Genomic DNA, 19,907 nt, shown 5'->3' on the forward strand with positions numbered 1-19,907 from the left:
CCGGGCCCGGGCTTCTTGTCGGCAGCGTCAAGTTGTTGCTACGTTCTTGACCATGGAGTCAATCTTTCTGGCGGACACCGCTTCCCCGGCTTCCCCGGCGGACGCCGCGCCTGAGGCGCCCGCCACCGAGCAGCCCGCACCGGCCGTGCCGGCGCTGATCTTCCTGGAGTCGGCGGACGACGCCGGCGTCTGCGGCGTGGACGGGGTGTGCAACTGATGACCGCCAGCGCTTTCGGCCCCGCCGCCGAGCCCATCGTCGTCGACGTCTGGAGCGACGTCGTCTGCCCGTTCTGCTACCTGGGCGACAGCGTCCTGCAGCAGGCGATCGAGCAGTTCCCGCACGGTTCCGCGGTCGAGGTCCGCTACCACAGCTTCCAGCTGAACCCGGGCTTCCCGGTCGGCGAGGCGATCAAGGCCGACGAGTACCTGGCGAAGAACTACCGCATGCCGGCCGCCCAGCTCGAGGCCTCGCACTCGCATCTGACCTCGCAGGGCGCCGCCGCCGGTCTGGACTACCGGTTCGAGGACGCGATCATGGTGAACACGCTCGACGCGCACCGGATCATCCACCTGGCGAAAGCGGCCGGCCGCGAGCACGACATGGTGATGCGGCTGTTCAAGGCCGAGTTCACCGACGGGCTGAACCTGGCCGACCACGACGTTCTCGCCGACCTCGCCGCCGAGCTCGGGCTGGACCGGGACAGCGCGGTAAAGGCGCTCGCCACCGGCGCGTTCGAGGCCGAGATCCGGGCCGACATCGCGCAGGCTCAGGCGTACGGGATCTCCGGGGTGCCGTTCTTCGTCTTCGACAACAAGTTCGCGGTCTCCGGCGCCCAGCCCGTTCAGGCGTTCCTCCAGGCGCTGAACAAGACCTGGCAGGACCGCGCCGCCCAGTCGGCATGACCGTGCCGGAACAGCCGCGGCGCGCCGACGCCCGCCGCAACGTCGAGGGCATCCGCCGGGCTGCCCTCGACGTGTTCCGCACCGGCGGCCTCACCACCCCGCTGGACGAGGTCGCCCGCGCGGCCGGCGTCAGCAAGGGCACGATCTACCACCGGTTCGGCAGCCGTCGCGGCCTGATCGACGCGGTCGTCGACGACCTGGTCGCCGAGCGCATCCAGGGCATCATCGCGGCGGTCGGCGAACTGGACGAGCCGCTCGCGCGGTTCGAGGAGTACCTGCTGCGCATGTTCCTCCTGCAGTACGACGAACCGGCCGCCAACGACGTGCTGGTCCGCGCCCTGCCGGACTCCGAGCCGCTGCTGAACCTGTGCGAGAAGGCGCAGGAGTTCGCGTTCGGCCTGCTCCGGGCCGCGCAGGAGGCCGGCGTGATCCGCCCCGACCTGACCCCCGACGACGTGAACCACCTGATCCTGGAGCGTGGCGCGATCGTGCGGTCCTGCGGCTGCACGCAGTCGCGCGCCGACTACCAGCGCCGTCTCCGTTTCCTCCTCGACGGCCTCCGATCAAACCCCTTCCCGCGTACGTCGTGAGCCCCGCCCCCTGCGATCCCCTCCGGCCGCCGTCCCCCGCAGGCCCGGCGCAGCCCGAGCGGAGCGACGCGAGGCCCGCACGGGGCTGAGCCACCGACGCGACTCCCGCCCCTAGCTGGTTCTCATGGACGTTATGAGGCACGAATAACGTCCATGAGAACCAGCCCGCACCAGCGCCGCGCCGCCCAGCCCGACCCCGCGCAAAGGCCGCGCCAGACCCCCGCACAAGGGCTGGCTCGCGGCGTGAGGCCCGGCGGGGTCAGGTGGTGCAGGTGGCGCCGTTGAGGGTGAAGGCGGCAGGGGCCGCGGTCGAGCCGGTGTGGGTGGCCTGGAAGCCGAACGTCGTCGAGGCGCCCGCGGCGATCGTGCCGTTGTAGGAGACGTTACGGGCGGTGACCGCCCCAGCGGCCGGGGTGACGGTGGCGTTCCAGGCGCTGGTCACGGTCTGCCCGGACGGCAGGGTGAACGCCAGGGTCCACCCGTTGATCGGCGTCGTGCCGGTGTTGGTGACGGTCACCGAGGCGGTGAACCCGGTGTTCCAGGCGTTGACGCCGTAGCCGACCCGGCACGCCCCACCGGCGGGCGGGACGCTGGTGCTGCTGCTGGGCGACGACGACGGTGACGTGGGGGTGGTCGTGTCGAGGCCCAGGAAGTGGATCGTGGCGGCGGCGTCCACGGGCAGGTTGTGGCCGTAACCGGCGAGGCTGATCGCTTCCACCGGCGCGTGGTCGCCGGTGGATCCGTACCGCGTGCGGGTGTAATTGGCTTGTGGGGTGTCGGTGACCGCGGGCGTCTGCGAGAGCCCGTGCACGTTCGTCCACTGCTTGATCTCTTCCCCGAAGTTGGGGTATCGCAGGGTGTCGTCGAGCGTGCCGTGCCACAGCTGCATGCGCGGGCGCGCGCCGGTGTAACCGGGGTAGGCGTTGCGCACCAGGTCACCCCACTGCTGCGGGGTCTTGGTGATCAGGCCGTTGGCGCAGTCGCTGTTCCACTCGGAGCCGTTCGTGGTGGCGAAGCAGCCGAACGGCACGCCGGCCCAGGCGGAGCCGGCCGAGAAGACGTCCGGGTAGTCGCCGAGCATCACGTTGGTCATCATCGCGCCCGACGAGATGCCGGTCGCCGCGATGTTCTTCGCGTCGATCGGGTACCGCTGCCGCACGTAGTCGATCATCGACTTGATGCCGACCGGGTCGCTGCCGCCGTCGCGCTTCAGGGCTTGCGGCGAGGAGACGTCGAAGCACTGGCTGCTGCGGGTCACCGACGGGTAGATGACGATGAAGCCGTACTTGTCGGCGAGCTGGGCGTAGCCGGTGCCGCTGTACATGGCCGGGCCGGTGCCGGTGCAGTAGTGGATCGCGACCAGCAGGCCCGGGGCGGCGGCGAGCTTGTCCGGGACGTAGACGTACATGCGCAGGTTGCTCGGGTTGGTGCCGAATCCGGTCACCTCGGTGAGGGCGGCCGCCTGCGCCGGGGCCTGGACGGCGAGGAACCCGCCGACGGCGGTCAGCAGCGCCACGGCGAACAACAGGATGCGTCGTCTCACGGAGCATCGTTTCCGATCTATTGGGAGCGCTCCCAGTATTGCCGTGACGTTTTCAGAGATTCAAGTACGTCATTACTGCGAAGTGAGAAAGGTATCCAACTCGGCGGCCGGAGCAAGCAGCAGGATCGTGGACCCGTCGGTGAAGGCGAGGCGGAGCCGGCCCTCCCGCTCGGTCGCCGAGGCGAACTCCGGCCGCGCACACTCCCAGCGCAGGCGCAGCGAGCCGGAAGCCCGCCGCAGCAGGGCGCGCCGGGACAGCAGCATCAGCCGCTGGTCGGTCAGCACCAGGGTCCGGGGGTCGGTGACCAGGCGAACGTGCTCGCCCAGCCCCTCGGCGAGGGTGCGCCGCGGACCCGGAACGGCACGGCGTCCGGCGTTCGCGGGCCGGCGGAACCGGAAACCCGACATCTCGGCGCGGCTCATCCCGGTCGGGGTGGACCCGTCCGCCTTGCTGACCCGGATCGCGGCGCGGAACTCCTCGCCGGGCCGCAGATGCTCCCGCACGCGCGCACCGAGTTCGTCCCCGGATTCCATCGGCCCTCCGTCCCTGATCCGGTCAGTCGACCACGACGGCACGGGGCGAGAACCACCGGGGTCAGGCGCGGGCGCCGGCCGCGAGAGCGCGCAGGAGGAAGCCCGGGCTGGTCAGGGCGCTGGGATGGGCGACCATCGTGGTCACCTCGCCGAGTCGGTGGTTGACCTCGCGGTCGCGCATCGACGCCTTGAAGATCAGCCCGCTGGCCCACTGGATCGCCCGGTAGCCGCGCGGATAGGGCCCGTCCACGTGCGGCAGCGCCAGGTCGGCCATGGTCGAGACCTGCCACGCCGCGTCCACGACGACCTTCACGTCCTTGAAGTACGACAACGCCGGCGCGGCCAGGTCGGGGTTGCCGCGCAGGTACTCCGAGAGGCAGGACGCGTGCAGCGTCGCCGAGGTCATGCCCTGGCCGTAGACCGGGTTGAACGACGCCACCGCGTCACCGGCCGCGACCAGCCGGGCCGGGAACCGGCGCAACGTGTGGAAGTCACGCCGCCGGCTGTCCGCCTGGTGGTACGTGACCACGCCGCCCGCCGCGTCCGCCGTCGTCGCGACGTCACCGAAGTCGGCCGGGAAGTCCCGCACGCAGCGCTCGCGGTACTCGTCGTCGTCACGGCCGGGACGGTCGTCGGCGTACCCGGAGACCAGCATCGTCCAGCGATCACCCTCGATCGGGGTGAATCCGCCGATCCGCGCGGTCCGGCCCGGTCCGGGGTTCGCGATCGAGATGCACGTCCAGACCGGCGCGTCGGCCGGCCGGGCGAACAGCTTCGTCGCGTAGTTCAGCTTGATGTTCATGCGCTGCATCGGCGGTTTCGGGAACCCGGCCGCCTCGAGCCAGTCGCCGAGCCGGCTGGACCGCCCGGTCGCGTCCACCACGAAGTCGGCCGGCTCCCGCACCCCGTCGACGACGACGCCGGTCACGGTTCCGTTTTCGATCAGCAGGTTCTCGGCCCGGCCGACGACGGTCCGCACGTTCGGCAGCGCCAGCACGCGGTTGCGGATCAGCGCCTCGAGGAACGGCCGGCTGGAGATCAGGGCCTGCGCGGCCGGACCGGTCGGCGGGTCGTCGCGCAACTCGCCGTCCATGTAGAACCGGTTCGTCCCGGGCGGCGGGTCGATCGCGCCGGCGTCCAGGGCCTGCTGCCCGAAGCCGGGGAACCATCGCTCCAACTGCCTCTGCCCGGACGGCAGCAGCGCGTGCACCTGGCTGCCCTGCGGGACGCCGGGCCGCGGGCCGACCGCGCCGATCGGGTCAGCGGCGATCTCCGCGTCCGAGACGTCGATCGCCGCGAGGTCGTCGCGCTCGACGACGAGCACCTGGTCGGCGTGGTCGCTGAGGACCCGGGCGGCCATCAGCCCGGCCACACTGCCGCCGAGCACGACAGCTCGCCGGAACAGGATCCTGCCGCCGGTCGGTTGCTCGGACGTCGTGATCGCGGCGAACCGGCTAGCGACTGACATAGATGGCCCCCGTTGCAGTTAGGAGCCCTCACAATAGCGTCTAGTTGCTCTTGACGATGGCCGCGTTGAGCGCGGTCGCGAACATCGTCCACGCGACATAGGGCGCCAGCGCCGCGCCCGCGAGCCGGTCCACCTTCGCCGCCTGACGCAGGAGCAGCAGGTTGGAGACGTTCAGCAGGGCGATCTCCGCCAGAGCGAGCTTGGGCTGCTTGGCGCGGAAGAAGAGCGCCGTCCAGGCGGCATTGAGACCGAGATTGATCGCGTACGAACGAGCGAACGCCCGCCGCTCCCCCGCGTCCCCGCGGTTCAACGCCCGGGTCCCCGCCACCGCGATCAACGCGTAGAGCGGCGTCCACACCGCCGGGAACGCGGCCGGCGGCGGCTGCCACGGCGGCTTGCGCAGCGTGCGGTACCACCGCGAGCCCGGATCGGTGGCGATCGAGCCGGCGCCCGCCGCGGCGGCCACTGCCGCTGACGTCTTCATCCAGGTGGGAACAGTCATGGCGACTCCTTACCCGCCGGCGTCACGTTTACCCGATCGGGCGACGGGCACGGACTCACCATGGCTACCAACATTCACGGCAAGCGCATCGCGTTCCTCGCCACCGACGGCGTGGAGGAGGTCGAGTACACCGAGCCCCGCAAGGCGGTCGAGAACGCGGGCGGGACGGCCGAGCTCATCTCGATCAAGGACGGCGAGATCCAGGCCGTCAACCACATGGACAAGGCCGGGACGTACGCGGTGGACAAGCTGGTCAAGGACGCGCACATCACCGACTATGACGCTCTGGTGCTGCCCGGCGGCGTCGCCAACCCCGACTTCCTGCGGGCCGATCCGGGCGCGGTCCGGTTCGTCCGTGACTTCGTCGCCACCGGCAAGCCGGTCGCCGCGATCTGTCACGGCCCGTGGACGCTGGTCGAGGCCGGTGTGGTCGACGGCCGGACCCTGACCAGCTGGCCGAGCCTGCGCACCGACGTCACCAACGCCGGCGCCACCTGGGTCGACGAGCAGGTGCACGTCGACGGCAAGCTGATCACCAGCCGTAAGCCGGACGACATCCCGGCCTTCTGCGAGCAGCTGCTGGCCCAGGTCGCGGCCTGATCGGCGAGGCGGGAGCCCGCGGCACGACGCCGCGGACTCCCGGAGGGTCGCTCACACGGTCAGGTCGTCGAGGTGGCGGATCGCCGCTGACACCTGTTCGGTGAGCGCGGTCAGCGTGGCCGCCTGCTCGGCGGTCATCGACTGGGCACGGGCGGTCGTGACGTCGATGTCGGCGATCGCCGCGGTCATCCCGGACATGATCTCCACGACCGCCGCGACGTGCTCGGTCAGCTCGTCCAGCGTGGCGCTGATCGTCCGGGTGGACTCCGCGGTGGTCGTGGCCAGCGTCTTCACCTCGTCGGCGACGACGCCGAACCCCTTGCCGGCCTGCCCCGCGCGGGCTGCCTCGATCGTGGCGTTCAACGCGAGCAGATTCGTCTGCTTCGCGATCCCGCCGATGAACCGGGCCACCTCGTCGACCCGGCGCAGGCTGTCGTGCAGGGTGCCGACCGCGGCGGAGGCCTCGGCGTTGCCGGTCAGCAGGCGGCCGGCCACCGTGCGGACGTCGGCGACCTGGCCCTCGATCCGGGCCGCGGCGGCACTGACCGTCCCGGCGCGCTCCGACACGTCGGCCAGCTGGCTGCTGACCACGGCCGAGGTGCCGGTGACCAGCTCCCGGGCGGCACGCTGGGACTTCTCCTGGGCGGCCGACTGCTCCGCGTGGGCGCGTTGCAGTTCGTGCTGACGGTGCTCCTGCTCCGTACGCAGCAATTCCTCGTTGGTGGAGATCTTGTCGAGCATGCCGTCGATCGCGGTGCCCAGCCCCGCGAGATCGTCGCTGCCCGTCGCGCCGATCCGCAACGTGTGGTCGCCGGACGCGATGATCCGCTCGGTGGTCTCCCGCAGCGGCCGGACCCGGTTGCGCAGGGCACGGCGCGTCGACCAGCGCATCAGCACCACCAGCACCGCCGTGGCGACGATCATCAGGGCGAAGAGCCGCCAGGCGGTACGCGTCGCGGCCTGATAGATCGGCCGGGGCTGCACCGCCTCCAGGGTGAGGCTCGCCCCGTCCACTGTCGCGACGGTCGCGTCGACCGCCATCCGGTCCGACCCGAGCACGGCGGTGTGCACGTCGACCGCACCGACCGAGCTGCTCAGCGTGGGCTGCACGGTCGCGCCCGCGCGGACACCGCCGACGAGCCCGATGCTCAGGTTCAGGTCCTTGCCGAGCGCGCCGAGCCGGGCCGCGTCCAGCTTCTTGAGCATGACGAAGCCCCCCGACGGGGTGCCCTCGCCGCTGCTGCGGAACGCCCCGAGCCCGCAGAACAGGTAACCGCCGCCGGCCGACAGCACGCCGCAGGTGGGTGTCCCGGCCGCGGCGCCCGGGTCGTACAGCTTCCTGAGCAGCACCGGGTCGTCCAGCCCGGCCGGCAGCGCACTGAACTCGTCGGCGCCGGTGGTCATGCCGCCGACGCGCGGCGTCCCGTCCGGCCCGATGCCGAGCACCCCGTCCAGGCCGTTCGTGTCGTGCTGGGTCGCCGGCGAGAAGTCGGCCAGAAACGTTTCATCGTCATCGTTGCCGATGGCGTAGTAAGCGTCGTCCCAGATGCTGTTCGTCACCCCGAAGGCGGTCAGCAGCCGGGCCTGATTGTCCAGTCCTATCCGGATCCGGTCCGCGTCCTGCGCCACCTGACGGGCCTCGAGCCCGTTGAAGGCGCCGGTAGCGATCTGCCTGAGCAGCAGAAAGCCCAGGACGCACGCGGTCAGCGCGCCGAGGACCGGCCACAGCCGTCGTACCCCTGATTTCATAACGGACACATCGACCCCGGCCGGAAACGTCTGAGGCTTGGCCGCGCGTGCGCTCGCTCACACGTTTCAACAATCCAGGCTCACCGCCGGCCCCTCAGCCGGTCACACGCAGGCCCACACGTAGAGGGACTCGCCGTGCTCACGGGCACGCCCCGCCAGCGCGGCAAGCTCGGTCAGCACCTCACGCAGATGCTCGGGGTCGGCGTCGCCGTAGAACTCGTCGATCCGCGCCCACCGGGCGACCAGGTCCGGGATCCGCGCGGCGGTCAGGCCGGCGAGCACGTCGCGGGACTCGTCGCCGAGCACGCTCACCCACGGGCCCTCGTACTCCAGGTCACTCTCGGCGCCCACCGGCCAGATCAGCCTCTCCTGGACCAGGCCGGCCCGCCACTGCTGATCGGAGGCGAAGGCGATCAGCTGACCGAGCGTCACGCCCGGCTCGATGCCCTTGAGGCCCAGGCCGTCGAACACGCCCAGCGGCGAGTCCCCTTCCTGCTCGTCCAGGTGGTCGCGCACCGCGTCCGCCCCGGGCGCCCGGAAGTAGTCGACCAGCACACCCATCGTCCGCTCCGATCGTCCGGCTCCAACCGGCCGGAGCGTATCCGGTCCTTCCGCCGCCGCCTGGGCCACCCTCGCGGCCCTGGGGGATTCGCCCCATCGACCCTAAGGTGGACGGCGTGGAATCGGTGGACGCTCTGCGTGTGGCTTCGCGGCTCGGGCCGTACTTCGCCTGGCAGCCGTGGGACGGGGAACCCGGCTGGCGGCCCTTGCGCGACCTGCTCGACGAAGACGTCGTCGCGGAACGGGTCGAAGTGGCGCGCGCCACGCTGGTCCAGATGTCCGGTCGCGACCGGGAAGCCATCGGTGAACGTGCCGTCGCGTCGATCACCTTCCTCGGGATCGCCTCACGGTTGATCTCGCCGCTGCTCGGTGCGGCAGCCGCCGGGGACGCGCTGCCGATCCCGGACGTCGACCGCCTGTGGTGGCAGCCGGTCCCCGGAGGTCCGATGCCGATCGCCTACCGAGACCTCGCCGCGATGCCGTGCGCGGGCGAGCCGGCCCGGGCCATCGCCGGGGAACTCACCGCGAGCGGGACGATCGGGCTGGTCCAGCCGCTGCTCGAAGCGTTCCGGAGCCGGTTCGCGCTGTCACCGCAGGTGCTGTGGGGCAATCTGGCTTCGGCGCTGGGCGGCGCGGCCGGCATGATCGCCGACCAGCAGCCCGCCCACGCGGCGCGGGCCGCCTCGATCGTCGAGGAGGCACTGCGCAGGCCGCCGCTGCGGTTCACCGCGGACCTGGTCCAGCCGGATCTGGGCTGCGACCGCTGGTTCCTGGTCCGCCGCAACTGCTGTCTGTACTACCGGATTCCCGGCGGCGGCACCTGCGGCGACTGCGTGCTCACCCCGGTCGACGATCGGCAGCGGCACTGGCGGGCGGTCCTGGCCCGGATGAGCTCGAACCCGACGTGACCTTGCCATACCGCCCACGGACAGGTCGGGGGAGACGTCACCCCCGTAGACCTTTCGACAGGCGCGTCGGCGGGTAGGACCAGACCGGAATGAGCACGTAATCGAGTGGCCGCTTCGGCACCCCGCGTCGGCACGCCCGCCCACGGCGTCGTCGACGGCTACCGGGCGTGGTGTCGATGCGACGGTGGTCTGGAATGCGAACGGCGAGGAACCTATCGTCGTGGCATGGTGCCGACAAGGTTCGGAGCGGACCGCGACTGGGGCGAGCGCGCCGCCCGCTCACTGCGCCTGCTGGCCGGAAGCGGCGCGCGGCCGACCGGGCCCGAGATCGCCGCGCTGCAGGCCGGGCTCAACCGACGCGACGAGCCCGCGGCGGCACTGGTCAGGGCGGTCCGGGAGTCGCCCGGCCTCACGATCCGGGACCTGCACCGCCTGGTCGCAGCCGGGCCGGCCGACGACGTACCGGAAGCCTTCCGAGCTTTTCTCGCCCTTGTCCGCAAGCGTCCCTCCTGGGTCGACGACGAACTGCTGACACGCGGGGCCGAAGCCTGCCGGACGTTCGGCATGGACGCCGGCCTGGTTCTGGCCTACGGCTCGCTGCTCGGCGGTTACCGCACCGGCGCGGCCCTCGAGCCGCTGGTCCGGACCGGGCGGCTGACCGGCGGCGAGACGCTGCGCCGGATCCAGGAGACCACCCTCTGGTGGCGAGCGGTGACCTCGCCCGGAGGCATGGCGCCCGACGGTCCCGGCTTCCGGGCCACCCTGCACGTCCGCGTGATGCACGCGCTCGTCAACGCATCGCTGGAGGCCGACCCCGGCTGGGATCACGCGTTCCGCGGCGTGCCGATCAACCAGTACGACCAGGCGAGCACCCTCGGCGTCTTCTCGACCAGTTTCCTGCTTCACCTACGGCTGCTCGGCGTGCGCATCTCCCGGGCCGACTCCCGGGCGGTCATGCATCTCTGGTGCTACGTCGGCTGGCTGCTCGGCGTCGACGAGCAGTGGCTCCCGCACACGGAAAAGCAGGGTCGGCGCCAGCTCTACCACTTCCTCTCCCACGACCCGCCGCCGGACGCGAACAGCGTCGCGCTCGCCCGGGCGCTGATCGACATGACCGACGAGGCGGCCAGCGGCTGGCGACGCCCCTACGAGCGGGAACGTGCCCTCTCCGTGAGCACCTGGCTGCTCGGCCGCGCGGCGATGCGCGACCTGGGCCTGCCGTACCGCCCACCGTGGTACGGCCTGGCCCGCGTCGCCGCGAACGCGCTCATCAGCCAGGGCGCCGGACGCCTGCCCGGTGGCCGTTCCCTACTGCTCGCCCGCGGCGAACGCCAGGCGCGCGCTCAGTTCGCCCGGTGGGGCGTCACGCTGCCGGACTGAGTCCGTCGTTCAACCTCCCGCTCCCCCGGCGTTGCCGCAGACGGAAAGCTACGTCACCAAGCGCCGGCCAGCGCCCTGGACGCGGGCAGCGACGCGGCCCAGCCCGCGTTCTCTGCGGCAGGTGAGTAAGCGCTGCGGCGCGGGGTTTCGGCTGGTCACCACCGTGGTTCTCGCGGTCGCGTCACCACGGTGAACGCCAGCCGGAAGCGCGCTGGTTCTGACCGTGGTTATCCGGCCGTGACAACCACCGTGGAGACCAGCCACGAGCCGCCGGCTGGTCGTCACAGTGGTTTTGCCGAGGCTTCACCACGATGATCCCCAGCCGGGCCAGCCCGCAGCGTGCGTCCGGCCGTGAGCAATGTCCATGCGCCTTTCCAATGCGGTCCGACGGCGGACGACGGGGCAGCGGGATTGGGGGAGAGGACGGCAGTATGGCCGGATGACGGGGACTGGTAACGACGCGCGCAGGCCAAGTGGCTTCCTGATCGGATCGATCATCGCGCTGAGCTTCGGCACGGTGTTCGTGATGGTCAACAGTGGAGGCCTGTCCAGTCCGTGGCCGATCGTGATCCGCGTGGTGGGCCTGGTGATCGCGGTCGCGCTGCTCGTCGCGGTGCTGCGCGTGCGTCACCTCGCCGGGCAGGGGCGCCCGGGGACGTCGACGGGTTCGCCGACCGGCGGTACTGGTATGTGGTCGCCGGTGAGGTCATTGCGTTGTTCGGCGGGCTCTACCTGATCAATCAGGTCTTCGAGATGCCGGGGGCCGCGATCGCCTGGGTCGCCGTCGTGATCGGGGTGCACTTCTTCGCGCTGGCCTGGGCGTGGCGGATGCCGATGTACCACTGGCTGGGCGCCGCGATGACGCTGCTCGGGCTGGCCGGCTTCGTGGCGTATGCGCTCGGTGCCTCGGACGGCATCGTCGCGCTGATCGCCGGGGTCGGCTCGGGGGCCGCGCTCTACGGTGCGGTCGCGGCAGGCATCCGGGACACCCGGAGTCGCGCCGCCGCACGAGTCTGACCACGCGCTCAAACCGCCACACCGCCACACCGCCACGCCGCCACGCCGCCACGCCGCCACGCCGCCGCCCGGTCGCGAGGTCGCCCGGGCGTCCGATCGGCCATGTCACCCCGAAGGCGGAACACACGAGGTGAAGCCCGGGCGCACAAACCACCCCGAAACAGGACGAAGGAACAGGACGGCGCAGGTGAATCCCGCCTGTGTGCGAGCTGTGCGCCTTCCTCCACCGTTACCGGATCGATAAGGTACGGTGCCTGATCAAAGCTCACGGGGAGGGCACCACATGGCCGACATCAGTTGGGCACGCCGGATGGACGCGACCACCGGCGGCGCGATGGTGCTGACCGTCGACGCGGTCGTCTTCCTGATGACGGCACTGGTGGGGGCGCCCTTCGTGCTGTTCTTCATGGCGGACGGCGACGACCCGGTCGGCCCGATCTGGCCGATGGTCACCGTGTGGGTCGTGTCCGCGGCACTCGGTTCAGCGTCGGCCGCCGCCGCGTTCCTGATCGGCGCCCGCGGCACCCAGCGCATCCGTCAGGCCGGCGCCACCACCGCGCTCGTCACGGCGGCGGCGACCGCGGTGCTGGTGGCCACCTCGGTCAGCGCGTCGCCGGTGCTGGCCGCGGTCAGCGCGGTGTTCGCCGCCGCGAATCTGGGCGCCGCGAAACTTCTGTACAGCTCGGAGCCGGAGGCCGCGGCGGCACCGTCCCTGCCGGAGGCGTTCCTGCTGGCCGCGCCCCTCGCGGAGGCCGAGGTCCGCACCCGCGACACGCTGGAGATCGATCTCCGGCGTGCGAGCGACGATCTGCCGGACGAGCCGGAGCACGAGTCGGGCGAGGACCCGGAGCCCGACCAGCGCCCGGAAACAGAGGCCGCGGCGACGAACGAGAGCCCGGCGGCGACGAACGAGACCCCGCGTGCCGAGTCGGCGGCGACGAGCGAGAACTCGCAGGCCGAACCGGCGGCGACGCACGAAAGCCCGCACACCGAGCCGGAAAGCACAGGGACGGACCTGGTGCAGATCACCCGGCTGAGCCGCCCACGGGCCCGGGCCGCCCTGCGCACGCTATCCGGCATCCAGCTCCCGCCACGCGCCCGCCGCCCCCGGCCCGTCCGGAACTGATCGTCCAAGCAGGTCCAGCGCCGCCTGGTTGAACGCCGGCACCCCGGCCGGCGCGTCACCCCGCCAGGCGAGTCCCCACTCCACCGTCTCCCCGTACTCGCCGGGGAGGTAGGCGACGTCCGGCCGCGCGTAGTAACGCCGCACGTGACTACCCACCGCAAACACCCCGTGACCAGCTCCGACCCTGGTCAGCACCTCAGAGATCGTCGTACCCCCCGCCGGGACACGTGGCAGCCCGGCAACGTCCGCGGCATCCGCGGGCACGGCCCACCACCGGGCCTCCCGGATCAGCACTCCCCCGGCGACGAGCCCCGCCCCGGCCACGGGATACGGCGCCAGAAGAACATCAAGCCCCATTTCCCGTACGGCCTCAGCCCCGCCGCCAAGCCGGGCCTCCCGGAGCTCCACCTCCCAGCCGGGCCGCCGCGTCCGGAAATGATCAGCGATCCGGGTGAGCAGCTGGCTGCCACCGGCGCTGACGAACCCGGCGGTCAGTGTTCCGGTGCCACCGTGTGCGGCGCCGATCGCCCGCTGCACGCCGGCCGTGACACCGGCCCACGCCGGCCGTACCTCGTCGAGCAGGATCCGGCCGATCGGAGTGAGCACGACCCGCCTGCTCGTCCGGTCGAAGAGCGGGGCACCGATCCGGCGCTCCAGCTTGCGGATCGTCTGACTGACGCGGGTCGGCGTCACGTGCAGGCGTGCCGCCGTACGCCCGAAGTGAAGCTCTTCGGCGAGGGTGAGGAACGCTTCCAGCTCGTGTCGCTCCAGCATCGCGCCCGCCCATCGTGAAGTTCCGCTTCACGATAGTCGCGTGAGGCGTCGTTGATCGGGTCGTGGCGCCGGCCCGAGACTCGGTCTCATGCACGTCATTCGCGACCATGCCCTCGGCGGCGACGACCCGCGTGATCACCTGGAGATCGTCGATGCCCTTTACCGTTTCGGCCTGGGTCAGGACCTTCCGGACCGTACGTTGCTCGCGTCGGCCTTCACCGCCGGCGCCGAGCTGGATTTCCGCCCGGCGGCTCGCCGCTGGGGTGGCGAACCGCCCCTGATGACCGGCCGGGACGCGATCGTCGACACCATCCTGAGCGGGTTCGCGGGCCGGGTCACCACCTCGCATCAGGTCACCAACCCGCGCGTCGCGATCGACGGCGAGCTCGCCACGATGACCGCGCTGGTCGAGGCGCAGCATGTGCTGACGGCGAGCCCGGCGACGTACGCGCTGCTGAAGAACCGTTACGCGGTGAGCCTGTCCCGCGATGGCGGCCGCTGGCTGATGAGCCACGTCCGCATCGACAACGTCTGGTATCTCGGCGACCCGGCCGCGATCTTCAGCTGACCGGGACCGGCGTGTCCCGTAACGGCAGGCGGACGCAGACCACGGTGCCGGTCGGCTGGTTGTCGGAGAGCGAGATCGTCCCGTGGTGCAGGTGGACGATCGCCCTGGCCAGGCTCAGCCCGAGTCCGTGACCGGCGATCCCGTGATGGCGGACGTTGCTGCCGCGGAAGAACCGGTCGAAGACCCGGCCGTGCTCCCCCGCCGGCACGCCGATGCCGAGGTCGGTCACGTGCAGGTGGATCGTCGTCGGGTCGGTGGTCATGGTGATCCGCACCGGCTCGCCGGCCCGGCTGTAGGTGATCGCGTTGGCCAGCACGTCGTCGACCACCTGCCGGAGCCGGACGCCGTCGCCGGTCGTGGTCAGCCGTTCCGGGAGGGCGGCCTCGATGCGGACACCGGCGTCGGCCGCGGTGTGCCGGGCAACGGTGATCGCGTCGCTGACGACGGCGGTCAGGTCGACCGGGCTGAGCTGCAGGTCGGTGTGCCCGGCGTCGAGGTGCGCCAGGTCGAGCAGCGCGTCGACGATGCTCTGCAGGATGGCAGCGTTCCGGTCGATCGCGGTCACCATCTGCCGGTGTTCGTCGTCGAGCAGGCCGGCGTCCTCGGCGAGCATCCGCGCGTTGGCGGTGATCGACGTCAGCGGCGTACGCAGCTCGTGCCCGACCAGGTTGACGAAGTCCTCCTGAACCTGGCTGAGCTGCCGCGCGAGTTGCTCCGAGCGGCGCAGCGCCACGTACGCGCCGATCTGCGACGCCACCCCGTTGAGCAGCACCACCAGTTGGTCCTCGTGGACCTCGGGCGCGGCGGCGTAGCAGGTGAGCACTCCGAGCAGGGTGCCGCCGTCGCGGACCGGAACGCCGAGCGCGGTACGCACCCCGTTGCGCAGGCAGGCCTCCTGCCGTTCCCGCTCATATCCGGTGATCCGATCATTGCGTACGGTGAGGTCCGGTACGAGGATCGGCTGACCGGTCGCCCAGACCCGCCCGGTGATGCCCTGGCCGTGGACCGGCTGGTGCCCGAAGATCTCGTCCGCGGCGCCCCAGTGCCCGGCGGGGCGTAACGTGCCCGATCCCTCGTCGAGCAGGAACAGTTCGGCGCCGGGCCAGCCGAGGGTGCCGGCCACGGTTCGCAGCAGGTCCGGCGCGACCGCGGTGATCGACGGCGACGTGCCGAGCAGCTTCTCGATGGTGTCCTGGCAGGCCCGGAATCGTTCGAGGCGGCGGACCGCCGTGACGTCCTGGCCGACCGCGACCGCCCCGATCTGCCGCCGGTCCGCCCCGTGGATCGGCCGGGCCGTGGTGGCGAGCGTCCGGGCGCTGCGGCCGGGCACCTCGACCACGACGTCGGTCGGCGCGACGTGTTCGCCCTGGCAGGCCCGGCCCAGCGGGGTCTGTTCCCAGGCCAGCGGCACGGAACGCCCGTCGCGCAGGATCGTGCCCGCGGTGATCTTCCCCGGCTCCGGGACCGGACCGTCGGGGAGCAGCCCCAGGTCCGAGCGGGCGGCCTGGTTCAGCACCACCAGCCGGCCCCTGTCGTCGCAGGCGGTGACTCCCACCGACAGGCTGTCCAGCAGCGCGGCGAGGAAGCTGTCGTTGCGGTCGGCGCGTGCCTCCGCGTCCGCCTGGCCGGAGAGGTCGGTGAGGAAGATGCAGGCGATCGGGCTGCCGGCCGCGGGGATCACCGACACCGTGGCGCGGACCGCGAGCATCCGGCCGTCGCGGTGGCGGACCCGGATCTCCCGTGCGACCGGGCGCCGCGGGGCGGACGCGAACAGCCGGGCCAGCGCGGGAGCGGTCGGGCCGTCGTGCTCGGGGTGCAACGTGTCGTCGAGGTGGCGGCCGCAGATCTCCTCGGCGGGGAAGCCGAGCAGCTCCTCGGCCGACCGGTTGACACCGCGGACCAGGCCGGTGGAGTCCACCGCCAGGAACGCCTCCTGCACACTGTCCAGCAGCGCCGCACTGTCCAGGGCCGCCATCCATTCCGGGCCGGCGACCATTCCGTTCACCGTCACCTATAAAGTGTGCGCTGGAACAGTGCAGTATTTTACGTTCTGCAACAATTACCGTCGGACGTGCCGAGCCGGTGACGGACACGCGGGCCGCTCAGGCGGTGAACTCGCTCAACCGCGCGGCGATGTCCCCGCTGACCGCCGCTCGCTGCCGCTCGATCTGCGCGGCGAGGTCACCGATCTCGTCGAGCATCGCGGCCCGCTGCGCCTCGATCCCGGAGATCGCCTCGGCGTGTGCGTGCCGGGCGTCCGCCACGATCGTCGAGGCCCGCAACTGGGCGTCGCTGACCAACTGGCCTGCCCTGGTGCTGGCCTGCTCGACCAGGGCATCGGCCTCGCGGCGAGCTTCGGCGACGTGCTCGTCCGCATTCCGCTGAGCCAGCTCCAACATGTGCGGATTGTCCAGCTTTATCGTTGCATTCTTGGCTTTGTCTAGCTCGGCCCGCAGGGCCCGCGCGTGCTCCTCGGCCCGCAGGCAGTCCAGCTCGGCCCGCCGGACCCGTTCCGCCAGGTCATCGGGGGCCAGCCGATCGCTGAGCGCCCGGTTCTCCGCCTCGAGCCGTTGCAACTCGCCGGCCACGTCCTGAAGGAACGCGTCGACCTGATCCTCGTGGTATCCGCTCGTGCCCGGCCGTGGCCGCCGGAACGCCATGCTGCCGATCTCGGCTGGGGTGATCCCCACGGCGGGTACCTGCCTTCCTGCGCCTGTGCACGTTCCCCCACCGGTGTCGGAACCCCGATGTCCGATCCAGCCAGGTCAACGTCGGAAGGCAGTACACCCGGCCTCACGAGTCAATGTCAACATGGTGTGCCCGTCAAGCCCCGTTTGCGTGAGCCGACGCCACGGACTCGCCCACCATCGCGAGCAGTTCGACGGCAGTGAACGGCTTCTGCAGGATCGGGATCTCCGGCCCCAGCCCGTGCTCGCGGCGCACCTCGGCGTCGCTGTAACCGGACATGAACAGCACCCGCAGGTCCGGCCTGCGGGCCCGCAGGCGCGCGGCGAGCACCGGACCCGAGTGGCCGCGCATCACCACGTCGGTGAGGACGAGAGAGACGTCGTGCAGGTCCATGCCGGCCAGCGATTCCTCCCCCAGCACCGTGGCCCGGTAGCCGTTGTCGCGCAGAATGCGGGTCACCACATCGCGTACGTGATCGTCGTCCTCCACCACCATGACCAGCTCACCGTGACCGTGGGCGAGCTCGCCCGACGACGGATCGGCGGGCGTGTCCCCGGTCGGCGTGGCCGACGGCAGCAGGATGCGGAACGTGGTCCCGATGCCGGGCGCGGACTCGACTCCGATCGTGCCTCCCGCGTCGCCGACGATGCCGTAGACCGTGGCCAGCCCCAGACCCGTACCGCGATCGGCGGATTTGGTCGTGAAGAACGGCTCGAAGAGCCGGTCCCGGACCTCGGCGGTCATGCCGCAGCCGGTGTCGCTGACGGTCAGGCGGGCGTAGCGGCCGGGCGGCAACGGCGCGGCCGGGCCGTCACTGATGGTCACCACATCGGTCTCCACCACGACGACACCACCGTCGGTCATCGCGTCCCGCGCGTTGATCACCAGGTTGAGCAGGATCTGGTCGAGGCGCCCACGGTTCGCGCGGACCGGCATCGAGCCCGCGGACGGCCGGCAGACCAGCCGCACGTTCTCGCCGATGGTCCGGCCGAGCAACTCGTCGGCCTCGATGACCACCTGGTTGAGATCGATGATCTCCACCTGCGTCGGCTCCCGTTTCGCGAAGAGCAGCAGCTGCCCGGTCAGCGATTTGGCCCGCTCAGCGGCGTTGCGGATCTTCGACAGGTCGTCGGCCGCCTCGCCGCTGACCTGGTCGGCGAGGAAGTCGGCGTAGTTCAGGATGATCGCGAGCAGATTGTTGAAGTCGTGCGCGACCCCACCGGCGAGCTGCCCCAGGCTCTCCAGCCGATCGGCTCGCGCGGACCGCTCCCGGGCGAGCTTCTCCTCGGTGATGTCACGCTCGGTGGCGGCGGCCGCGACCACGATGCCGTTGTCGTCGCGGATCGGCCAGACGTCGACGGAGACCAGGAACGGCGTGCCGTCCCGGCGCACCCGGCGCGTCTCGTCGAGGTGGATCCGTCGTCCGGTGGCCAGCTCGGCCAGCCCGTCCTCGAACGCCGGGCCGCGGTCCTGCGGGAGGAGCTCGGCGAACGGCCTGCCGACGACCTCGGCGGCCCGCCAGCCGTACAACCTGTCGGCGCCGCTGTTCCAGGCGATCACCGTGCCGTGCAGGTCGGTCGCGATGATCGCGTTCCCGGACTGCTCGGCGATCACGGCCAGCATCTCCCGCTCCCGGGTCGCGACGGCGTTCGCCCGGTGCAATCGCTGCTGGTGCGCGGCGAGCGCCCAGCAGATCACGGTGGCCGCGATCACCAGCGCGAGCCGCGCCAGCTGGTCGGCCGTGCCGAACAGGCCCTGCGAGGTGGAGACGGCCAGCGCCACGCCGAACGCGTACACCCCGACCAGCAGCACCGCGTCCGGGACCGCCGCGATCGCGGCCAGCGCCGGCCCGATCGCCACCATGCCGAAGGTCAGAGAGCGCGCCGGCGTCAGCGCGGAGACCACGCCCAGGACCGTCACGGTGAGGACCGACACCAGGACGACGGACGATCGCGCGCGTGCGCGTACGCCCGAACCGGGTGCCGGGTGTTTCGCCACGGTTGACCTTTCGTGCCCATCGGCCGGGAGCGTCCCCCGGAAGCCTAGACGCGGGCCGACCGCATCAGAGCATGTTCGCCGGAAGGAACAGGGCCCGGACCCTGTCACAGATCACCGGCCTGCCCGGTCATGACTGGCGAACCCAACAGGAAGGCAATGCCATGAAGATCGCCGTCATCGGGGGCACCGGGCTCATCGGTTCCCAGGTCGTCACGCTGCTCGACGCCGCCGGGCACGACGCCGTGCCGCACTCCCCCTCGACCGGTCTCGACCTGATCACCGGCAAGGGGCTGACCGAGGCGCTGACCGGCGCCGACGTCGTGGTGAACCTGACGAACTCGCCCACCTTCGACGAGGCGTCCCCGGAGTTCTTCCGCACCACGATGGACAACCTGCTCACGGCCGCCGCGGAGTGCGGTGTCGGGCACGCCGTCATCCTGTCCATCGTCGGCGCGGAGCTCGTCCCGGACCTGGTCTACTACCAGGCCAAGGTGCTGCAGGAGGACACTCTCAAGGCCGGCCCGATCCCGTGGTCGATCGTTCGCGCCACCCAGTTCTTCGAGTTCGTGGGCGCGGTGCTCTCGTGGACCACCGACGGCGGCACGGTCCGCCTCCCGGCCACCCCGATCCAGCCGATGGCCTCGGCGGACGTCGCCGCGGCGGTCGCCGAGGTCTGCGCCGGCGCCCCGCTGAACGCGACCCGCGACGTCGCCGGCCCCGAGGTCTTCACCCTCGACGAGCTGGGCCGCGTCTTCCTCGCCGCCAAGGACGACGAGCGGACCGTCGTCGTGGACCCGGCCGCCGGCATGTTCGCCGCGGTCAAGGGCGACGCGATCATCGCGGGACCGGGCGCGCACCTCGCCACCACCACGTACCGCGAGTTCCTCGCCCACGCCTAAGAACTTCATCAGGTCCGATCTCCGCTGTGGTCCATCTCCGCTGCTCCCGCGGGGACCCTTGCGGGCCGAGCAGGGCGCGGGGCGCCCAGAACGCTCAGC

Annotated in this window: 21 protein-coding genes; 11 read left to right on the plus strand and 10 right to left on the minus strand. The window is 71.4% G+C overall.

Going from position 1 to position 19,907, the window contains the following annotated elements; genetic code table 11:
- Window positions 1-52: 52 nt before the first annotated feature.
- From Acy02nite_RS12600 to Acy02nite_RS12610, 3 genes are read left to right on the plus strand one after another with little or no spacing between them, the layout of a single operon-like run.
- The gene (locus Acy02nite_RS12600; protein WP_203740164.1) at window positions 53-217 is read left to right on the plus strand and encodes a hypothetical protein; all 165 of its coding nucleotides are present in this window, start codon (window positions 53-55) and stop codon (window positions 215-217) included.
- A complete protein-coding gene (locus Acy02nite_RS12605; protein WP_203740165.1) occupies window positions 217-903 on the plus strand; it encodes a DsbA family oxidoreductase in 687 nt (228 codons plus the stop codon). Before Acy02nite_RS12600 ends, Acy02nite_RS12605 begins: the two co-directional genes overlap by 1 nt.
- Window positions 900-1,493, plus strand: a complete 594-nt coding sequence (locus Acy02nite_RS12610) for a TetR/AcrR family transcriptional regulator (RefSeq protein ID WP_203740166.1) — start codon at window positions 900-902, stop codon at window positions 1,491-1,493. The genes Acy02nite_RS12605 and Acy02nite_RS12610 overlap by 4 nt, the downstream gene beginning before the upstream one ends.
- Window positions 1,494-1,752: 259 nt before the next feature.
- Here Acy02nite_RS12610 and Acy02nite_RS12615 read toward each other — a convergent pair whose 3' ends face one another.
- The 4 genes from Acy02nite_RS12615 to Acy02nite_RS12630 all read right to left on the minus strand — a co-directional run bounded on the left by Acy02nite_RS12615 (window position 1,753) and on the right by Acy02nite_RS12630 (window position 5,540).
- Window positions 1,753-3,036, minus strand: a complete 1,284-nt coding sequence (locus Acy02nite_RS12615) for an extracellular catalytic domain type 1 short-chain-length polyhydroxyalkanoate depolymerase (RefSeq protein ID WP_239174654.1) — start codon at window positions 3,034-3,036, stop codon at window positions 1,753-1,755.
- Between the two features lie 72 nt (window positions 3,037-3,108).
- Window positions 3,109-3,570, minus strand: a complete 462-nt coding sequence (locus Acy02nite_RS12620; protein ID WP_203740167.1) for a hypothetical protein — start codon at window positions 3,568-3,570, stop codon at window positions 3,109-3,111.
- 61 nt (window positions 3,571-3,631) lie between these two features.
- Entirely contained in the window at window positions 3,632-5,038 is a 1,407-nt protein-coding gene (locus Acy02nite_RS12625) for an FAD-dependent oxidoreductase (protein ID WP_203740168.1), read from the minus strand.
- Between the two features lie 40 nt (window positions 5,039-5,078).
- Window positions 5,079-5,540, minus strand: coding sequence for a TspO/MBR family protein (locus Acy02nite_RS12630; RefSeq protein ID WP_203740169.1), 462 nt, complete (start codon window positions 5,538-5,540; stop codon window positions 5,079-5,081).
- A 60-nt stretch (window positions 5,541-5,600) separates the two neighbouring features.
- Between Acy02nite_RS12630 and Acy02nite_RS12635 the strand changes: the two genes are divergently transcribed.
- Entirely contained in the window at window positions 5,601-6,140 is a 540-nt protein-coding gene (locus Acy02nite_RS12635; protein WP_203740170.1) for a type 1 glutamine amidotransferase domain-containing protein, read from the plus strand.
- A 51-nt stretch (window positions 6,141-6,191) separates the two neighbouring features.
- On the opposite strand, the gene Acy02nite_RS12640 is transcribed toward Acy02nite_RS12635, so the two are convergent.
- Window positions 6,192-7,889: a methyl-accepting chemotaxis protein gene (locus tag Acy02nite_RS12640; protein ID WP_203740171.1), complete on the minus strand. Its 1,698-nt coding sequence runs from the start codon at window positions 7,887-7,889 to the stop codon at window positions 6,192-6,194.
- Between the two features lie 102 nt (window positions 7,890-7,991).
- Window positions 7,992-8,450, minus strand: a complete 459-nt coding sequence (locus tag Acy02nite_RS12645; RefSeq protein ID WP_203740172.1) for a hypothetical protein — start codon at window positions 8,448-8,450, stop codon at window positions 7,992-7,994.
- A gap of 116 nt (window positions 8,451-8,566) precedes the next feature.
- On the opposite strand from Acy02nite_RS12645, the gene Acy02nite_RS12650 reads away from it, so the two are divergent.
- The 5 genes from Acy02nite_RS12650 (at window position 8,567) to Acy02nite_RS12665 (ending at window position 12,881) form a co-directional block, all read left to right on the plus strand.
- Complete coding sequence (locus Acy02nite_RS12650) at window positions 8,567-9,358, plus strand: (2Fe-2S)-binding protein (RefSeq protein ID WP_203740173.1); 792 nt, start codon at window positions 8,567-8,569, stop codon at window positions 9,356-9,358.
- A 225-nt stretch (window positions 9,359-9,583) separates the two neighbouring features.
- Window positions 9,584-10,738 (plus strand): oxygenase MpaB family protein, encoded by a 1,155-nt coding sequence (locus Acy02nite_RS12655; protein WP_203740174.1) that lies wholly within the window; start codon window positions 9,584-9,586, stop codon window positions 10,736-10,738.
- A gap of 439 nt (window positions 10,739-11,177) precedes the next feature.
- A complete protein-coding gene (locus tag Acy02nite_RS46460) occupies window positions 11,178-11,474 on the plus strand; it encodes a hypothetical protein (protein WP_239174657.1) in 297 nt (98 codons plus the stop codon).
- Window positions 11,453-11,755: a hypothetical protein gene (locus Acy02nite_RS46465; protein ID WP_239174659.1), complete on the plus strand. Its 303-nt coding sequence runs from the start codon at window positions 11,453-11,455 to the stop codon at window positions 11,753-11,755. Before Acy02nite_RS46460 ends, Acy02nite_RS46465 begins: the two co-directional genes overlap by 22 nt.
- A gap of 283 nt (window positions 11,756-12,038) precedes the next feature.
- Window positions 12,039-12,881, plus strand: coding sequence for a hypothetical protein (locus Acy02nite_RS12665; RefSeq protein WP_203740175.1), 843 nt, complete (start codon window positions 12,039-12,041; stop codon window positions 12,879-12,881).
- On the opposite strand, the gene Acy02nite_RS12670 is transcribed toward Acy02nite_RS12665, so the two are convergent.
- Window positions 12,825-13,655: a LysR family transcriptional regulator gene (locus Acy02nite_RS12670; RefSeq protein WP_203740176.1), complete on the minus strand. Its 831-nt coding sequence runs from the start codon at window positions 13,653-13,655 to the stop codon at window positions 12,825-12,827. The genes Acy02nite_RS12665 and Acy02nite_RS12670 overlap by 57 nt on opposite strands.
- Before the next feature lie 88 nt (window positions 13,656-13,743).
- Here Acy02nite_RS12670 and Acy02nite_RS12675 point away from each other — a divergent pair, with 88 nt between their 5' ends.
- A complete protein-coding gene (locus Acy02nite_RS12675) occupies window positions 13,744-14,223 on the plus strand; it encodes a nuclear transport factor 2 family protein (protein WP_203740177.1) in 480 nt (159 codons plus the stop codon).
- Here the strand turns inward: Acy02nite_RS12675 and Acy02nite_RS12680 are convergent.
- The 3 genes from Acy02nite_RS12680 to Acy02nite_RS12690 all read right to left on the minus strand — a co-directional run bounded on the left by Acy02nite_RS12680 (window position 14,216) and on the right by Acy02nite_RS12690 (window position 18,846).
- Complete coding sequence (locus Acy02nite_RS12680; RefSeq protein ID WP_239174662.1) at window positions 14,216-16,234, minus strand: sensor histidine kinase; 2,019 nt, start codon at window positions 16,232-16,234, stop codon at window positions 14,216-14,218. The two genes, Acy02nite_RS12675 and Acy02nite_RS12680, sit on opposite strands and share 8 nt — an antisense overlap.
- A gap of 91 nt (window positions 16,235-16,325) precedes the next feature.
- The gene (locus tag Acy02nite_RS12685) at window positions 16,326-16,913 is read right to left on the minus strand and encodes a DivIVA domain-containing protein (protein WP_203740178.1); all 588 of its coding nucleotides are present in this window, start codon (window positions 16,911-16,913) and stop codon (window positions 16,326-16,328) included.
- 133 nt (window positions 16,914-17,046) lie between these two features.
- Entirely contained in the window at window positions 17,047-18,846 is a 1,800-nt protein-coding gene (locus Acy02nite_RS12690; RefSeq protein ID WP_239174665.1) for an ATP-binding response regulator, read from the minus strand.
- 224 nt (window positions 18,847-19,070) lie between these two features.
- On the opposite strand from Acy02nite_RS12690, the gene Acy02nite_RS12695 reads away from it, so the two are divergent.
- Window positions 19,071-19,808 (plus strand): SDR family oxidoreductase, encoded by a 738-nt coding sequence (locus Acy02nite_RS12695; protein ID WP_203740179.1) that lies wholly within the window; start codon window positions 19,071-19,073, stop codon window positions 19,806-19,808.
- The last annotated feature ends 99 nt before the right edge of the window (window positions 19,809-19,907 follow it).

Origin of the sequence: Actinoplanes cyaneus (assembly GCF_016862095.1) — a bacterium.
In the GTDB taxonomy this organism is placed as follows: domain Bacteria; phylum Actinomycetota; class Actinomycetes; order Mycobacteriales; family Micromonosporaceae; genus Actinoplanes; species Actinoplanes cyaneus.

Bases quoted from the DNA above. Each gene is read 5' to 3' on its own strand.
- Acy02nite_RS12605 (WP_203740165.1), top strand. From the start codon at position 217: ATGACCGCCAGCGCTTTCGGCCCCGCCGCCGAGCCCATCGTCGTCGAC.
- Acy02nite_RS12675 (WP_203740177.1), top strand. From the start codon at position 13,744: ATGCACGTCATTCGCGACCATGCCCTCGGCGGCGACGACCCGCGTGAT.
- Acy02nite_RS12610 (WP_203740166.1), top strand. From the start codon at position 900: ATGACCGTGCCGGAACAGCCGCGGCGCGCCGACGCCCGCCGCAACGTC.
- Acy02nite_RS12695 (WP_203740179.1), top strand. From the start codon at position 19,071: ATGAAGATCGCCGTCATCGGGGGCACCGGGCTCATCGGTTCCCAGGTC.
- Acy02nite_RS12645 (WP_203740172.1), bottom strand. From the start codon at position 8,450: ATGGGTGTGCTGGTCGACTACTTCCGGGCGCCCGGGGCGGACGCGGTG.
- Acy02nite_RS12625 (WP_203740168.1), bottom strand. From the start codon at position 5,038: ATGTCAGTCGCTAGCCGGTTCGCCGCGATCACGACGTCCGAGCAACCG.
- Acy02nite_RS12640 (WP_203740171.1), bottom strand. From the start codon at position 7,889: ATGAAATCAGGGGTACGACGGCTGTGGCCGGTCCTCGGCGCGCTGACC.
- Acy02nite_RS12665 (WP_203740175.1), top strand. From the start codon at position 12,039: ATGGCCGACATCAGTTGGGCACGCCGGATGGACGCGACCACCGGCGGC.
- Acy02nite_RS12635 (WP_203740170.1), top strand. From the start codon at position 5,601: ATGGCTACCAACATTCACGGCAAGCGCATCGCGTTCCTCGCCACCGAC.
- Acy02nite_RS12670 (WP_203740176.1), bottom strand. From the start codon at position 13,655: ATGCTGGAGCGACACGAGCTGGAAGCGTTCCTCACCCTCGCCGAAGAG.
- Acy02nite_RS12620 (WP_203740167.1), bottom strand. From the start codon at position 3,570: ATGGAATCCGGGGACGAACTCGGTGCGCGCGTGCGGGAGCATCTGCGG.
- Acy02nite_RS46460 (WP_239174657.1), top strand. From the start codon at position 11,178: ATGACGGGGACTGGTAACGACGCGCGCAGGCCAAGTGGCTTCCTGATC.
- Acy02nite_RS12630 (WP_203740169.1), bottom strand. From the start codon at position 5,540: ATGACTGTTCCCACCTGGATGAAGACGTCAGCGGCAGTGGCCGCCGCG.
- Acy02nite_RS12655 (WP_203740174.1), top strand. From the start codon at position 9,584: ATGGTGCCGACAAGGTTCGGAGCGGACCGCGACTGGGGCGAGCGCGCC.
- Acy02nite_RS12600 (WP_203740164.1), top strand. From the start codon at position 53: ATGGAGTCAATCTTTCTGGCGGACACCGCTTCCCCGGCTTCCCCGGCG.